The sequence below is a fragment of the Bacillus sp. LJBS06 genome, assembly GCF_016924995.1.
Lineage (GTDB): Bacteria > Bacillota > Bacilli > Bacillales > Bacillaceae > Bacillus > Bacillus stercoris.
Map to the genome: position 1 here is coordinate 49526 of NZ_CP070483.1, position 14025 is coordinate 63550.

15 protein-coding genes are annotated in these 14025 nt (G+C 43.3%); all 15 read left to right on the forward strand.

Features of this window, described 5'->3' with window-relative positions:
* Positions 1-81: 81 nt before the first annotated feature.
* The 15 genes from rnmV to mfd all read left to right on the forward strand — a co-directional run bounded on the left by rnmV (position 82) and on the right by mfd (position 13962).
* Entirely contained in the window at positions 82-642 is a 561-nt protein-coding gene (gene rnmV, locus JQX68_RS00265; RefSeq protein WP_014662481.1) for a ribonuclease M5, read from the forward strand.
* A complete protein-coding gene (rsmA, locus tag JQX68_RS00270; RefSeq protein WP_040081077.1) occupies positions 635-1513 on the forward strand; it encodes a 16S rRNA (adenine(1518)-N(6)/adenine(1519)-N(6))-dimethyltransferase RsmA in 879 nt (292 codons plus the stop codon). Before rnmV ends, rsmA begins: the two co-directional genes overlap by 8 nt.
* A 161-nt stretch (positions 1514-1674) precedes the next feature.
* Complete coding sequence (prtG, locus tag JQX68_RS00275) at positions 1675-2547, forward strand: sporulation-specific protease PrtG (RefSeq protein WP_040081075.1); 873 nt, start codon at positions 1675-1677, stop codon at positions 2545-2547.
* A 210-nt stretch (positions 2548-2757) separates the two neighbouring features.
* Positions 2758-3018, forward strand: coding sequence for a biofilm formation stimulator Veg (gene veg / locus JQX68_RS00280; protein ID WP_003218330.1), 261 nt, complete (start codon positions 2758-2760; stop codon positions 3016-3018).
* A 160-nt stretch (positions 3019-3178) separates the two neighbouring features.
* Positions 3179-3364, forward strand: a complete 186-nt coding sequence (locus tag JQX68_RS00285) for a small, acid-soluble spore protein, alpha/beta type (protein ID WP_040081073.1) — start codon at positions 3179-3181, stop codon at positions 3362-3364.
* Positions 3365-3510: 146 nt separating this feature from the next.
* On the forward strand, positions 3511-4380 hold the full coding sequence (gene ispE, locus JQX68_RS00290) for a 4-(cytidine 5'-diphospho)-2-C-methyl-D-erythritol kinase (protein ID WP_040081072.1): 870 nt from the start codon (positions 3511-3513) through the stop codon (positions 4378-4380).
* 55 nt (positions 4381-4435) lie between these two features.
* Complete coding sequence (purR, locus tag JQX68_RS00295) at positions 4436-5293, forward strand: pur operon repressor (protein WP_147773093.1); 858 nt, start codon at positions 4436-4438, stop codon at positions 5291-5293.
* Positions 5290-5667, forward strand: a complete 378-nt coding sequence (gene ridA / locus JQX68_RS00300) for a 2-iminobutanoate/2-iminopropanoate deaminase (protein ID WP_147773094.1) — start codon at positions 5290-5292, stop codon at positions 5665-5667. Before purR ends, ridA begins: the two co-directional genes overlap by 4 nt.
* Before the next feature lie 194 nt (positions 5668-5861).
* Positions 5862-6155 carry a septation regulator SpoVG gene (spoVG, locus tag JQX68_RS00305; protein ID WP_003218346.1) on the forward strand — a complete coding sequence of 98 codons (294 nt, stop codon included), beginning with the start codon at positions 5862-5864 and terminating at the stop codon, positions 6153-6155.
* A 192-nt stretch (positions 6156-6347) separates the two neighbouring features.
* A complete protein-coding gene (gene glmU / locus JQX68_RS00310; protein ID WP_147773095.1) occupies positions 6348-7718 on the forward strand; it encodes a bifunctional UDP-N-acetylglucosamine diphosphorylase/glucosamine-1-phosphate N-acetyltransferase GlmU in 1371 nt (456 codons plus the stop codon).
* Positions 7719-7740: 22 nt separating this feature from the next.
* The gene (locus tag JQX68_RS00315; protein ID WP_003218353.1) at positions 7741-8694 is read left to right on the forward strand and encodes a ribose-phosphate diphosphokinase; all 954 of its coding nucleotides are present in this window, start codon (positions 7741-7743) and stop codon (positions 8692-8694) included.
* Positions 8695-8778: 84 nt separating this feature from the next.
* Positions 8779-9396 carry a 50S ribosomal protein L25/general stress protein Ctc gene (locus JQX68_RS00320; RefSeq protein WP_147773096.1) on the forward strand — a complete coding sequence of 206 codons (618 nt, stop codon included), beginning with the start codon at positions 8779-8781 and terminating at the stop codon, positions 9394-9396.
* Positions 9397-9502: 106 nt separating this feature from the next.
* On the forward strand, positions 9503-10069 hold the full coding sequence (gene pth, locus JQX68_RS00325) for an aminoacyl-tRNA hydrolase (RefSeq protein WP_040081067.1): 567 nt from the start codon (positions 9503-9505) through the stop codon (positions 10067-10069).
* A 59-nt stretch (positions 10070-10128) separates the two neighbouring features.
* Entirely contained in the window at positions 10129-10359 is a 231-nt protein-coding gene (gene fin / locus JQX68_RS00330; RefSeq protein ID WP_003243417.1) for an anti-sigma-F factor Fin, read from the forward strand.
* Positions 10360-10428: 69 nt separating this feature from the next.
* A complete protein-coding gene (gene mfd / locus JQX68_RS00335) occupies positions 10429-13962 on the forward strand; it encodes a transcription-repair coupling factor (protein ID WP_069150727.1) in 3534 nt (1177 codons plus the stop codon).
* Positions 13963-14025 lie beyond the last annotated feature (63 nt).

The following is a 14025-nucleotide window of genomic DNA, read 5'->3' on the forward strand; positions in this document are numbered from 1 at the left end:
TATTTTATGCTTATTAGACGCTCGACATAAGAAAAAGTTTCATAAATATACAAAAGTTTTTATTTTGTCTTGGAGGAAATAATGAAAATAAAAGAGATCATTGTGGTCGAGGGGCGTGACGATACGGCCCGCATCAAATTGGCTGTTGATGCAGACACAATTGAAACAAATGGTTCAGCTATCGACGATCATGTGATTGACCAAATCCGTTTGGCTCAGAAGACCAGAGGCGTGATTATTTTAACGGATCCGGACTTTCCGGGAGAGAAGATCCGCAAAACCATTTCAGAGGCTGTACCCGGCTGTAAGCATGCATTTTTGCCAAAGCACCTTGCCAAACCTAAAAACAAGCGGGGAATTGGTGTGGAGCATGCATCGGTTGAAAGCATTAGGGCATGTTTAGAAAATGTCCATGAAGAGATGGAAGCGCAGCCGAGTGAGATTTCGGCTGAGGATTTGATTCATGCCGGACTAATAGGCGGATCTGCGGCCAAACGCCGCCGCGAACGACTGGGTGATCTGTTGAAAATCGGCTATACAAATGGCAAACAACTTCAAAAACGGCTGCAAATGTTTCAAATTAAAAAAAGTGATTTTATGAGTGCGCTCGATACCGTTATGCGGGAGGAACAGAATGAATAAAGATATTGCGACACCGATTAGAACGAAAGAGATATTGAAGAAATACGGTTTTTCTTTTAAAAAGAGCTTAGGACAGAATTTCTTAATTGATACGAACATTTTAAACCGAATTGTCGATCACGCAGAAGTGACGGAGAAAACAGGTGTCATTGAAATCGGCCCAGGAATCGGTGCTTTAACCGAACAGCTTGCCAAGCGGGCGAAAAAAGTCGTGGCATTTGAGATTGACCAGCGTTTACTGCCGATTCTGAAGGACACGCTGTCACCTTACGACAATGTCACTGTCATTCATCAGGACGTGTTAAAGGCTGATGTCAAATCGGTCATTGAAGAACAATTTCAAGACTGCGATGAGATCATGGTAGTAGCCAACCTTCCTTATTACGTAACAACACCGATTATCATGAAACTGCTTGAAGAGCATCTTCCGCTGAAAGGGATTGTGGTCATGCTGCAAAAAGAAGTGGCTGAGCGCATGGCGGCTGATCCTTCATCTAAGGAATACGGCTCGCTTTCAATCGCGGTGCAGTTTTATACAGAAGCCAAAACGGTGATGATCGTTCCGAAAACCGTATTTGTCCCTCAGCCTAATGTCGATTCCGCAGTCATCCGTCTGATTCTCCGAGACGGCCCGGCAGTGGATGTAGAAAACGAATCCTTTTTCTTTCAGCTCATCAAGGCAAGCTTTGCACAGCGCCGTAAAACGCTGCTCAATAACTTAGTTAACAATCTGCCTGAAGGAAAAGCACAAAAATCAACGATTGAGCAAGTGCTTAAAGAAACAAATATTGACGGCAAACGCCGAGGTGAATCCCTGTCTATCGAGGAGTTCGCAGCGCTGTCTAACGGATTGTATAAAGCCCTTTTCTAAAAGGGCTTTTTGTTTTGCGCACCACATGGACTGCCGCTACATAGGCTAGAGAAGGACCTTTCATTCAATGATAAGAAAAAACTTGGACTCAGCGAAAAAAGGCGCTTTCTCAAGGCTCTTTCTTTCATGATGAGGCTTAGTCTATGTGTGGAGTGAGGAACGTGCAATTTCAAATAGGGGATATGGTAGCCAGAAAATCCTATCAGATGGATGTTTTGTTTCGAATTATAGGAATAGAGCAAACAAGCAAAGGAAATTCAATTGCCATTTTGCATGGAGATGAAGTCAGGCTGATTGCTGATTCGGATTTTTCTGATCTGGTGGCAGTGAAAAAGGATGAGCAGATGATGCGGAAAAAGAAAGATGAGAGCAGGATGAATGAGTCGCTCGAATTGCTCCGCCAGGATTATAAGCTGCTTAGAGAAAAGCAGGAGTACTTTGCGACAAGCCAATATCAGCATCAGGAGCATTATTTCCATATGCCTGGCAAAGTGCTTCATCTGGATGGTGACGAAGCATATCTGAAAAAATGCCTGAATGTCTATAAAAAAATTGGAGTGCCGGTCTATGGCATCCATTGCCACGAAAAGAAAATGTCTGCTTCTATTGAAGAATTGCTCGACAAATATCGACCAGATATCCTGGTGATCACAGGGCATGATGCGTATTCGAAGCAAAAGGGCGGCATTGATGATTTGAACGCGTACAGACATTCTAAGCACTTTGTTGAAACCGTTCATAAAGCCCGAAAAAAGATCCCTCACTTAGATCAGCTTGTTATTTTTGCGGGGGCCTGCCAATCCCATTTTGAATCACTCATCAGAGCGGGTGCAAATTTTGCGAGTTCACCATCAAGAGTAAATATTCATGCGCTTGATCCGGTATATATCGTCGCGAAGATCAGCTTTACACCGTTTATGGAACGGATCAATGTATGGGAAGTGCTTCGTAATACGCTGACAAGAGAGAAAGGGCTTGGAGGTATTGAAACAAGAGGAGTACTGAGAATTGGCATGCCTTATAAGTCCAATTAACAGTTGAAAACCTGCATAGTAGATCTATGCGGGTTTTTTATTTTGCATAATGATACATAATTTACCGAAACTTGCGGAACATAATTGAGGAATCATAGAATTTTGTCAAAATAATTTTATTGACAACGTCTTATTAACGTTGATATAATTTAAATTTTATTTGACAAAAATGGGCTCGTGTTGTACAATAAATGTAGTGAGGTGGATGCAATGGCGAAGACGTTGTCCGATATTAAAAGATCGCTTGATGGGAATTTAGGTAAAAGGCTAACGTTAAAAGCAAACGGTGGCCGCCGAAAAACGATTGAGCGTTCGGGCATTTTAGCTGAGACGTACCCTTCTGTTTTTGTGATACAACTAGATCAAGACGAGAACTCGTTTGAAAGAGTTTCATACAGTTATGCTGATATTTTGACTGAGACTGTTGAGCTGACATTTAATGATGACGCAGCAAGCTCAGTGGCATTTTAACGGGCAGTGAACCTTTTGTTTACTGCTTTTTGTTTTGCCCTTTTTTTGGTTTCCAGTAATTTTAACGAAAGTTCCATTTGATTTAACAAAAGATAAAACGGTCACATATTATCGTGACGTGCACGAATGGCTATCACTTCTAAAAAAGGGGTTGTTTCGTTTGGGCAGACGTCGTGGAGTTATGTCAGATGAGTTTAAATATGAGCTGGCTAAGGACCTTGGTTTTTATGACACAGTAAAAAATGGCGGTTGGGGCGAAATTCGGGCCCGCGATGCTGGTAATATGGTAAAGCGCGCCATTGAAATCGCTGAACAGCAAATGGCTCAGAATCATAATAACCGATAAGGATGTGACCCGGGGGACGTGCCGTTCCCCGGTTTTTTATATTGGATATAAATACATAATGGGCTGAATATGGATATGTTCATCCTGTACTTCAAATGTGATACAATGTTCATACTTATGTTTAGATGGAGAAGTAGGTGAAAGCTATGCGTATTTTAGAAAAAGCGCCAGCCAAGATCAATCTGTCACTTGACGTCACCCGAAAACGCCCGGATGGTTATCATGAAGTCGAAATGATCATGACGACAATTGATTTAGCTGATCGAATTGAATTGACGGAGCTGGCAGAGGATGAAGTGAGGGTTTCCTCCCACAACCGTTTTGTGCCTGATGACCAAAGAAACTTAGCTTATCAGGCCGCCAAGCTGATCAAGGACAGATACAACGTGAAAAAGGGAGTTTCCATCATGATTACGAAGGTAATTCCGGTGGCTGCCGGTCTTGCCGGCGGAAGCAGTGATGCGGCGGCGACGCTCAGAGGGCTGAACAGACTGTGGAATTTAAATCTTTCTGCGGAAACGCTTGCTGAGCTTGGAGCGGAAATTGGCTCCGACGTTTCATTTTGTGTCTATGGAGGAACTGCACTTGCAACAGGGCGCGGCGAGAAAATTAAACATATCAGCACGCCTCCGCACTGCTGGGTCATTTTAGCGAAGCCGACAATCGGTGTTTCAACTGCTGAAGTGTACAGAGCGCTGAAACTGGATGACATAGAGCATCCCGATGTACAAGGCATGATCGAGGCGATAGAGGAAAAGAGTTTTCAGAAGATGTGCAGCCGTTTAGGCAATGTGCTCGAATCTGTTACGCTTGATCTGCATCCTGAAGTCGCGATGATCAAAAACCAGATGAAACGCTTTGGTGCAGATGCCGTGTTAATGAGCGGGAGCGGTCCGACAGTGTTTGGACTGGTTCAGTATGAGTCGAAGGTGCAGAGAATTTATAACGGGTTAAGAGGCTTCTGCGATCAAGTTTATGCGGTGAGAATGATCGGCGAACAGAACGCTCTTGATTAAATCCGTATGTTAAGTTATATTGATCTTAAAATATTCGGATTTTGGGGGTAAGTTCATGAAGTTTCGTCGCAGCGGCAGATTGGTGGACTTAACAAATTACTTGTTAACCCATCCGCACGAGTTAATACCGCTAACCTTTTTCTCTGAGCGGTATGAATCTGCAAAATCATCGATCAGTGAAGATTTAACAATTATTAAACAAACCTTTGAACAGCAGGGGATCGGTACTTTGCTTACTGTTCCCGGTGCTGCCGGAGGCGTAAAATATATTCCGAAAATGAAGCAGGCTGAAGCTGAAGAGTTTGTGCAGACTCTTGGACAGTCGCTGGCAAATCCTGAACGTATCCTTCCGGGCGGTTATGTATATTTAACGGATATCTTAGGAAAGCCATCTGTACTCTCCAAGGTAGGGAAGCTTTTTGCTTCCGTGTTTGCTGAGCGCGATATTGATGTTGTCATGACTGTTGCCACGAAAGGCATCCCTCTTGCGTACGCAGCTGCGAGCTATTTGAATGTGCCTGTTGTGATCGTTCGTAAAGACAATAAGGTAACAGAAGGCTCCACAGTCAGCATTAATTACGTTTCAGGCTCCTCAAACCGCATTCAAACAATGTCACTTGCGAAAAGAAGCATGAAAACGGGTTCAAACGTACTCATTATTGATGACTTTATGAAAGCAGGCGGCACAATAAATGGTATGATTAACCTGTTGGATGAGTTTAACGCAAATGTGGCGGGAATCGGCGTCTTAGTAGAGGCCGAAGGAGTAGATGAACGTCTTGTTGATGAATATATGTCACTTCTTACTCTTTCAACCATCAACATGAAAGAGAAGTCCATTGAAATTCAGAATGGCAATTTTCTGCGTTTTTTTAAAGACAAGCTTTTAAAGAATGGAGAGACAGAATCATGACAAAAGCAGTCCACACAAAACATGCCCCAGCGGCAATTGGGCCTTATTCACAAGGGATTATCGTCAACAATATGTTTTACAGCTCAGGCCAAATTCCTTTGACTCCTTCAGGCGAAATGGTGAACGGAGATATTAAGGAGCAGACTCATCAAGTATTCAGCAACTTAAAAGCGGTTCTGGAAGAAGCGGGTGCTTCTTTTGAAACAGTTGTAAAAGCAACTGTGTTTATCGCGGATATGGAACAGTTTGCGGAAGTAAACGAAGTGTACGGACAATATTTTGACACTCACAAACCGGCGAGATCTTGTGTGGAAGTCTCAAGACTCCCGAAGGATGCGCTAGTCGAAATTGAAGTTATTGCATTGGTAAAATAATAAGAAAAGTGATTCTGGGAGTGCCCGGGATCACTTTTTTATTTACCTTATGCCCGAAATAAAAGCGATATGACCTAATTGTGTAACTATATCCTATTTTTTCAAAAAATATTTTAAAAACGAGCAGGATTTCAGAGAAAATCGTGGAATTGATACACTAATGCTTTTATATAGGGAAAAGGTGGTGAACTACTGTGGAAGTTACTGACGTAAGATTACGCCGCGTGAATACCGATGGTCGCATGAGAGCGATTGCATCCATCACGCTGGATCACGAATTTGTTGTACATGATATTCGTGTGATTGATGGAAACAATGGTCTTTTCGTTGCGATGCCGAGTAAACGCACCCCTGATGGAGAGTTCCGCGATATTGCTCATCCTATTAATTCAAGCACGCGAGGAAAGATTCAAGATGCCGTGTTAAATGAGTATCATCGTCTGGGTGACACTGAAGCATTAGAATTCGAAGAAGCTGGAGCTTCTTAAAAAATAACCAAAAAGCAAGGACTGCTGAAAGGGCTGACATAAGCCTTTTGCCGGCGGTCCTTTTTTAATTCTGATTTTTCAAACGTATTTGCACTCAATAGAAAATTCTTGCACTTCATGAAGTCTCCTTGAAATCAGAAGATATTTAGGATATATTTTTCTATGGATAAAAGGGATATTGGAGGCCAATAAATGGATAAGCGGTTTGCAGTTGTTTTAGCGGCTGGACAAGGAACGAGAATGAAATCGAAGCTTTATAAAGTCCTTCATCCAGTTTGCGGTAAGCCTATGGTAGAGCACGTCGTGGACGAAGCCTTAAAATTATCTTTATCGAAGCTTGTCACGATTGTCGGACATGGTGCGGAAGAAGTGAAAAAGCAGCTTGGTGATAAAAGCGAGTACGCGCTTCAAGCAGAACAGCTTGGCACTGCTCATGCTGTAAAACAGGCACAGCCATTTCTTGCTGACGAAAAAGGCGTCACGATTGTCATTTGCGGAGATACGCCGCTTTTAACAGCAGAGACGATGGAAGAGATGCTGAAAGAACATACACAAAGAGAAGCGAAAGCTACGATTTTAACTGCGGTTGCAGAAGATCCAACCGGGTATGGCCGCATTATTCGCAGCCAAAACGGAGCGGTTCAAAAAATCGTTGAGCATAAGGACGCCTCTGAAGAAGAACGTCTTGTAACTGAGATTAATACCGGTACGTATTGTTTTGACAATGAAGCGCTATTCCGGGCTATTGATCAGGTGTCTAATGATAATGCCCAAGGCGAGTATTATTTGCCGGATGTCATAGAGATTCTTAAAAATGAAGGCGAAACTGTTGCCGCTTACCAGACTGGTAATTTCCAAGAAACGCTCGGAGTTAATGATAGAGTTGCTCTTTCTCAAGCAGAACAATTTATGAAAGAGCGTATTAATAAACGGCATATGCAAAATGGCGTGACGTTGATTGACCCGATGAATACGTATATTTCTCCCAACGCTGTTATCGGAAGCGATACTGTGATTTATCCTGGAACGGTGATTAAAGGTGAGGTGCAAATCGGAGAAGATACGATAATTGGCCCTCATACGGAGATTATGAATAGTTCCATCGGCAGCCGTACGGTTATTAAACAATCGGTAGTCAATCACAGTAAAGTGGGGAATGATGTAAACATAGGACCTTTTGCTCACATCAGACCTGATTCTGTCATCGGGAATGAAGTGAAGATCGGCAACTTTGTTGAAATTAAAAAGACTCAATTCGGAGACCGAAGCAAGGCATCTCATCTAAGCTATGTCGGTGATGCTGAGGTAGGCACTGATGTAAACCTAGGCTGCGGTTCAATTACTGTCAATTATGATGGGAAGAATAAGTATTTGACAAAAATTGAAGATGGCGCGTTTATCGGCTGCAACTCCAACTTGGTTGCCCCTGTCACAGTCGGAGAAGGCGCTTATGTGGCGGCAGGTTCAACTGTTACGGAAGATGTACCTGGAAAAGCGCTTGCTATTGCTAGAGCGAGACAAGTTAATAAAGACGATTATGTGAAAAATATTCATAAAAAATAATCCTAAATTCGGAGGTTTATCCATGTCTAATCAATACGGAGATAAGAATTTAAAGATTTTTTCTTTGAATTCGAATCCAGAGCTTGCAAAAGAAATCGCAGATATAGTTGGAGTTCAATTAGGGAAATGTTCTGTCACAAGATTTAGTGACGGGGAAGTCCAAATTAATATCGAAGAAAGTATTCGCGGATGTGATTGTTACATCATCCAGTCTACAAGTGACCCCGTTAACGAGCATATTATGGAACTGCTGATTATGGTAGATGCGTTAAAACGCGCTTCTGCAAAAACGATTAACATTGTTATTCCTTATTACGGTTATGCGCGTCAAGACAGAAAAGCAAGATCCCGTGAGCCAATCACAGCTAAACTTTTCGCTAACCTGCTTGAAACAGCTGGTGCGACTCGTGTGATTGCACTCGACCTGCATGCGCCGCAAATTCAAGGATTCTTTGATATACCGATTGACCACTTAATGGGTGTTCCGATTTTAGGAGAATATTTTGAAGGCAAAAACCTTGAAGATATCGTCATTGTTTCACCAGACCACGGCGGTGTGACACGTGCCCGCAAACTGGCTGACCGACTAAAAGCGCCGATTGCGATTATCGATAAACGCCGTCCGCGTCCAAACGTGGCGGAAGTTATGAATATTGTAGGTAATATCGAAGGGAAGACTGCTATCCTCATCGATGACATTATTGATACTGCAGGTACGATTACACTTGCTGCTAATGCGCTCGTAGAAAACGGAGCGAAAGAAGTATATGCATGCTGTACACACCCTGTACTATCAGGCCCTGCGGTTGAACGAATTAATAATTCAACAATTAAAGAGCTCGTTGTGACAAACAGCATCAAGCTTCCTGAAGAAAAGAAAATTGAACGCTTTAAGCAGCTTTCAGTCGGACCGCTTCTGGCTGAAGCGATTATTCGCGTTCATGAGCAGCAATCAGTCAGCTATCTGTTCAGCTAAACCGTTTTTTGAGGTTTAAATCCTAATCGTTATGGGTATTGTTTGTAATAGGACAATTAAAACGATAATAGGATGGTGCTGAATATGGCAACTTTAACGGCAAAAGAAAGAACGGACTTTACTCGTTCATCTCTTCGGAATATCCGTACTTCAGGACATGTTCCAGGTATCATATATGGGAAGGATACTGGCAACAAACCAGTGTCATTAGACAGTGTGGAGCTGATCAAAACGCTGAGGGACGAAGGCAAAAATGCAGTCATTACGCTTGAGGTCAGCGGAGAAAAACACTCTGTCATGGTGACAGACCTGCAAACGGACCCGCTGAAAAATGAAATCACTCATGCTGATTTTCAAGTAGTCAATATGAGTGAGGACATTGAAGTGGAAGTTCCGATTCATCTGACCGGAGAAGCCATTGGTGTGAAAAACGGAGGCGTATTGCAGCAGCCGCTATATGCACTTACTGTAAAGGCTAAGCCAAAAGCCATTCCGCAAACGATTGAGGCTGATATTTCTAATCTCGATGTAAATGAAGTACTGACGATCGCGGATTTGCCTGCTGGCGGTGACTACTCCTTTCATCATGATTCAGATGAGGTCGTGGCTTCTATCCTTCCTCCGCAGCAGCAGGAAACAGCTGAGATCGATGAAGAGGAATCTGCTGATGCTCAGCCTGAAGGTGAAAACAAAGAACAATAATAGCTTAAGGCGTAACCCTCCCGCGGTTACGTCTTTTGTGCTAGAATGAGAAGAATTATAGCCCGTTTATGAAGACGGGAGTTATGTGACTAAGGGAGGATTCGCCATGCTAGTGATTGCCGGTCTCGGAAACCCGGGGAAGAACTATGAAAATACACGGCATAATGTCGGATTTATGGTGATAGATCAGCTTGCAAAGGAATGGAATATAGAGCTGAATCAAAATAAATTTAACGGATTATACGGAACCGGATTTGTTTCCGGCAAAAAGGTTCTACTTGTTAAACCGCTTACATATATGAATTTATCAGGAGAATGTTTGCGGCCTTTAATGGATTACTATGATGTCGATAACGAAGATTTGACAGTCATTTACGACGATCTCGACCTTCCGACTGGCAAGATTCGGTTAAGAACGAAAGGAAGCGCCGGAGGGCACAACGGCATCAAATCACTGATCCAACATCTTGGTACATCCGAGTTTGACCGGATCCGCATCGGAATCGGCCGGCCTGTAAACGGCATGAAGGTCGTTGATTATGTGTTAGGCTCCTTTACCAAGGAGGAGGCACCTGAGATCGGGGAAGCGGTTGATAAATCTGTGAAGGCTTGTGAGGCTTCTCTGAGTAAACCGTTTTTAGAAGTCATGAACGAATTTAACGCAAAGGTATAAAATGAAACAACAAAGTCCATACTACACCAAAATGACTTTTTCATCAGGAGGTCCCTTGTATGGCTTTGCATTATTATTGTCGTCATTGCGGAGTGAAAGTAGGCAGTCTCGAATCTTCAATGGTATCGACAGACTCACTTGGATTTCAGCACTTAACAAATGAGGAAAGAAACGATATGATTTCTTATAAAGAAAATGGAGATGTCCATGTTTTGACGATATGTGAAGACTGCCAAGAGGCGCTTGACCGAAATCCGCATTACCACGAATATCACACATTTATTCAATAAAAAGCTTTGGTGTAGACACTAGACCAAAGCGTTTTTCTGTTCTCACAGGAAACAGAGAGGAGGGGCCATATGGACAACATTCAAACCTTTATAAAAGAAAGCGATGACTTTAAATCCATCATCAACGGTTTACACGAGGGCCTGAAGGAACAGCTGCTCGCGGGTCTGTCGGGTTCCGCGCGTTCTGTTTTTACTTCTGCCCTGGCTAATGAAACGAATAAGCCTATCTTTCTCATCACCCATAACTTATATCAAGCCCAGAAAGTAACAGATGATCTGACTTCACTTCTGGAGGATCGGTCTGTCCTTTTGTACCCCGTCAATGAACTCATTTCATCAGAAATCGCAGTGGCAAGCCCTGAATTGCGGGCGCAGCGATTAGATGTCATTAATAGATTAACGAATGGAGAAGCGCCGATTGTCGTTGCTCCTGTAGCTGCCATCAGAAGAATGCTGCCGCCTGTAGAGGTGTGGAAAAGCAGCCAGATGCTCATTCAAGTAGGGCATGATATCGAACCAGACCAGCTAGCGTCACGGCTGGTAGAGGTAGGGTATGAACGGTCTGATATGGTATCTGCGCCCGGAGAATTCAGTATTCGCGGAGGAATCATTGATATTTATCCGCTGACTTCAGAAAATCCGGTGAGAATTGAACTTTTTGACACTGAAGTCGATTCAATCCGCAGCTTTAATTCAGATGATCAGCGGTCAATTGAGACCCTTACCTCGATCAATATCGGTCCTGCGAAGGAATTAATTATCAGACCGGAAGAAAAAGCGCGGGCGATGGAGAAAATCGATAGCGGTCTTGCTGCGAGCTTGAAAAAATTAAAGGCTGACAAGCAAAAAGAAATACTTCATGCGAATATTTCCCACGATAAAGAACGCTTGTCTGAAGGCCAGACAGATCAGGAGCTCGTGAAGTATCTCTCATATTTCTATGAAAAGCCTGCTAGTTTACTAGATTATACACCTGAAAATACACTTCTGATTTTGGATGAAGTCAGCCGGATTCATGAGATGGAAGAACAGCTTCAAAAAGAAGAAGCAGAGTTTATAACAAATCTTCTTGAGGAAGGCAAGATTTTGCATGACATTCGTTTGTCATTCAGCTTCCAAAAAATAGTGGCTGAACAAAAACGGCCTCTGCTGTACTATTCTTTATTTTTGCGGCATGTACAGCATACGAGTCCGCAAAATATCGTCAATGTGTCAGGCCGTCAAATGCAGAGTTTCCATGGGCAAATGAACGTGCTCGCGGGTGAAATGGAGCGTTTTAAAAAATCAAATTTCACTGTTGTGTTCTTAGGAGCAAACAAGGAACGTACACAGAAATTGTCATCTGTTTTGGCTGATTATGATATCGAGGCCGCCGTGACAGACAGCAAAAAAGCGCTTGTTCAGGGACAGGTCTATATTATGGAAGGCGAGCTCCAATCGGGATTTGAGCTGCCATTAATGAAGCTTGCCGTTATTACGGAAGAAGAACTGTTCAAAAACCGTGTGAAAAAGAAGCCGCGAAAACAGAAGCTTACCAATGCAGAGCGCATCAAGAGCTATTCTGAGCTTCAAATTGGTGATTATGTCGTTCATATTAATCACGGGATCGGAAAATACCTGGGAATTGAAACCCTTGAAATCAACGGAATTCATAAAGACTATTTAAATATTCATTATCAGGGAAGTGACAAGCTTTACGTCCCTGTAGAACAAATTGATCAGGTGCAAAAATATGTCGGCTCCGAAGGAAAAGAGCCGAAGCTGTATAAATTAGGCGGAAGCGAATGGAAACGGGTTAAGAAAAAAGTAGAGACATCCGTTCAGGATATTGCTGATGACTTAATTAAGCTCTATGCCGAAAGAGAAGCGAGCAAGGGATACGCGTTTTCTCCTGACCATGAGATGCAGCGTGAATTCGAATCAGCTTTCCCTTATCAAGAGACTGAGGATCAGCTCCGTTCGATTCACGAAATCAAAAAAGACATGGAAAGAGAACGTCCGATGGACCGCTTGCTGTGCGGAGATGTGGGCTACGGTAAAACAGAGGTTGCCATACGTGCTGCGTTTAAGGCGATCGGCGACGGAAAGCAGGTAGCTCTGCTCGTCCCGACAACCATTTTGGCACAGCAGCACTATGAAACCATTAAAGAGCGCTTCCAGGACTATCCGATTAATATCGGCCTTCTCAGCAGGTTCAGAACAAGAAAAGAAGCAAACGAAACAATCAAAGGATTGAAAAACGGGACGGTTGATATCGTCATCGGGACGCATCGGCTGCTATCAAAAGATGTCGTGTATAAAGACTTAGGGCTCCTCATCATTGATGAAGAGCAGCGTTTCGGTGTAACCCATAAAGAAAAGATCAAGCAAATAAAAGCCAATGTTGATGTTTTAACGCTAACAGCAACGCCGATTCCGCGTACGCTGCATATGTCTATGCTTGGCGTAAGGGATCTTTCAGTCATCGAAACTCCGCCGGAAAACCGCTTCCCCGTACAGACGTATGTTGTGGAATACAATGGCGCTCTTGTAAGAGAGGCAATTGAACGTGAGCTTGCACGCGGGGGCCAGGTCTATTTCTTGTACAACCGGGTAGAGGACATCGAGCGGAAAGCGGATGAGATCTCAATGCTTGTCCCTGACGCAAAGGTGACGTACGCCCACGGAAAAATGACAGAAAATGAATTAGAAACCGTTATGCTAAGTTTCCTTGAAGGAGAATCAGACGTTCTCGTCAGTACAACCATTATTGAAACAGGCGTGGACATCCCGAACGTCAATACGCTGATCGTATTTGACGCCGACAAGATGGGGCTTTCTCAGCTTTACCAGCTGCGGGGGCGTGTCGGCCGTTCTAACCGTGTGGCGTATGCGTACTTCACGTACCGTCGGGATAAAGTGCTGACAGAAGTAGCTGAAAAAAGGCTGCAGGCCATTAAAGAATTCACAGAGCTAGGTTCCGGTTTTAAAATCGCAATGCGTGACTTAACCATTCGCGGAGCCGGGAATCTTCTTGGCGCCCAGCAGCATGGCTTCATCGATTCGGTCGGATTTGACCTCTATTCACAAATGCTGAAAGAGGCCATTGAAGAACGTAAAGGAGACACAGCGAAGACAGAGCAGTTTGAAACAGAAATTGATGTCGAGCTTGATGCGTATATTCCAGAAACATATATTCAAGACGGCAAACAGAAAATTGATATGTATAAACGCTTTAGATCTGTGGCGACAATCGAAGAGAAGAACGAGCTTCAGGATGAAATGATCGACCGCTTTGGAAACTATCCAAAAGAAGTCGAATACTTGTTTACTGTTGCAGAAATGAAGGTTTATGCGAGACAGGAACGTGTCGAGCTGATTAAGCAGGATAAAGACGCTGTCAGATTGACGATCTCTGAAGAAGCAAGTGCTGAAATTGACGGACAGAAGCTGTTTGAGCTTGGCAATCAATATGGCAGACAAATCGGACTGGGAATGGAAGGGAAAAAACTCAAAATCTCCATACAGACGAAAGGCCGTAGTGCCGATGAGTGGCTCGACACCGTGCTGGGCATGCTGAAGGGCTTAAAAAATGTGAAAAAGCAAACCATTTCATCAACGTAAATTTTTTGTTACTCTCTGGTGTATATTACATTTGATGTGACGGATACTAATTTCAAGCGAGGC

Excerpts from the sequence above, each read along its gene's own strand:
- rnmV (WP_014662481.1), top strand. The coding sequence starts at position 82 with ATGAAAATAAAAGAGATCATTGTGGTCGAGGGGCGTGACGATACGGCC.
- rsmA (WP_040081077.1), top strand. The coding sequence starts at position 635 with ATGAATAAAGATATTGCGACACCGATTAGAACGAAAGAGATATTGAAG.
- veg (WP_003218330.1), top strand. The coding sequence starts at position 2,758 with ATGGCGAAGACGTTGTCCGATATTAAAAGATCGCTTGATGGGAATTTA.
- ispE (WP_040081072.1), top strand. The coding sequence starts at position 3,511 with ATGCGTATTTTAGAAAAAGCGCCAGCCAAGATCAATCTGTCACTTGAC.
- purR (WP_147773093.1), top strand. The coding sequence starts at position 4,436 with ATGAAGTTTCGTCGCAGCGGCAGATTGGTGGACTTAACAAATTACTTG.
- ridA (WP_147773094.1), top strand. The coding sequence starts at position 5,290 with ATGACAAAAGCAGTCCACACAAAACATGCCCCAGCGGCAATTGGGCCT.
- glmU (WP_147773095.1), top strand. The coding sequence starts at position 6,348 with ATGGATAAGCGGTTTGCAGTTGTTTTAGCGGCTGGACAAGGAACGAGA.
- JQX68_RS00315 (WP_003218353.1), top strand. The coding sequence starts at position 7,741 with ATGTCTAATCAATACGGAGATAAGAATTTAAAGATTTTTTCTTTGAAT.
- JQX68_RS00320 (WP_147773096.1), top strand. The coding sequence starts at position 8,779 with ATGGCAACTTTAACGGCAAAAGAAAGAACGGACTTTACTCGTTCATCT.
- pth (WP_040081067.1), top strand. The coding sequence starts at position 9,503 with ATGCTAGTGATTGCCGGTCTCGGAAACCCGGGGAAGAACTATGAAAAT.
- fin (WP_003243417.1), top strand. The coding sequence starts at position 10,129 with ATGGCTTTGCATTATTATTGTCGTCATTGCGGAGTGAAAGTAGGCAGT.
- mfd (WP_069150727.1), top strand. The coding sequence starts at position 10,429 with ATGGACAACATTCAAACCTTTATAAAAGAAAGCGATGACTTTAAATCC.